This window comes from Amycolatopsis palatopharyngis (assembly GCF_003385185.1).
Lineage (GTDB): Bacteria > Actinomycetota > Actinomycetes > Mycobacteriales > Pseudonocardiaceae > Amycolatopsis > Amycolatopsis palatopharyngis.
In genome coordinates this window covers 1-1,305 of the sequence record NZ_PQHZ01000125.1, presented here as the reverse complement: position 1 = coordinate 1,305, position 1,305 = coordinate 1, and the positions used below count along the sequence as shown (strand labels likewise).

Below are 1,305 nucleotides of genomic sequence, written 5' to 3'. Positions count from 1 at the left end.
CCCGTTTGTGGTGGTTTTCCGGGCTTCGCGGGGACGGTTCTGTGTCCCTCTGTATTACCTCGATCTCGAACTTGCGTTCGAATAACATCGAGGACGTGGACGACACCGGCAGATCGACATGGCAACTCCCCGCCGGGGAGCTGGCGGGCTCGGTGCTGGCCGTCATCGAGCGGCAGCGGCAGGCGCATGCCGAACTGCTGAAACAGATCGCCGAGGTCGAACGCCGCGGCATCGCCAGCGAACTCGGCTTCCGCACCACCGTCCGCTGGCTCGTCACCGCATTCCGCGTCTCGACCGCCCAAGCCCGGGAATGGGTCGCCCAAGCCAAAACCCTGTACCCGACCGCCAAGGTGACCGGCGGCGAGGACCCCGCCCGGTTCCCACACATCACCGCCTCGCTACGGGCCGGCCGGATCAGCGACGGGCACGTGCGCGCCCTGCGGGAGACATTGACCAAAGCCGCGAAGAAGCTGCCCACCGACACCGCGCTCGCCGACGAAGAAACCCTGCTGCTGCGCCTGGCCGAACAAGCCCCACCCGAAGCGGTCGACAAAGCCGGACGACACCTGCTGGCGTATCTGGACCAGGACGGCACCCCCGACACCGACCGCGACAACGACCTGGCCGACCCACAACGAGAGTTCCACTCCCACTACGACCGCCACGGCTGGCTACGCTTCACCGGCCGCCTCGACCCCGACACCGCCGCACTGCTGGAAGGCGCGTTCCGCGAACTCGCCGCCCCCCAGCCCGCGCACGACGGGCTGCCCGACACCCGCAGCCCACAGCGACGCCGGGGTGACGCGCTCGCCGAGATCATCGGCCTCGCCGCCCGCACCGACGACATGCCCCTCCGCAACGGCGAACACGCCCTGATCACCATCACCGCGACCAAAGCCGAGATCGAGTCGGACTCGGCGCTCCTGTTCGTCGACGGCCCCGGATTCCGCACCTCGAGCGCGATCAAACGCATGTGCTGCGGCGCGAGCCGGATGGTCGCCGCGCTCCTGGGCCCCCACGGCGAACTCCTGAACCTCGGACGCACCGTCCGCAACGCCACCCCCGCCCAACGACGCGCGTTGGCGTTGCGGGACAAGGGATGCACTTTCCCTGGCTGCACCCGCAGTCCTAAATGGTGCGTCCCCCACCACGTCCGACACTGGGAACACCACGGACCCACCGACCTCGACAACCTCGCCCTGCTCTGCGAATCCCACCACCGACTCGTCCACCACGCCGGCTGGACCATCACCATGACCACCGGCACCCCCCGATACATCGCACCCGGATGGCTCGACCCCACCC

1 protein-coding gene is annotated in these 1,305 nt (G+C 68.7%); it reads left to right on the top strand.

Going from position 1 to position 1,305, the window contains the following annotated elements:
• Positions 1–95: 95 nt before the first annotated feature.
• The coding region (locus D0C15_RS33840) for an HNH endonuclease signature motif containing protein (protein ID WP_162830409.1) at positions 96–1,305 on the top strand (1,210 nt) is incomplete at its 3' end.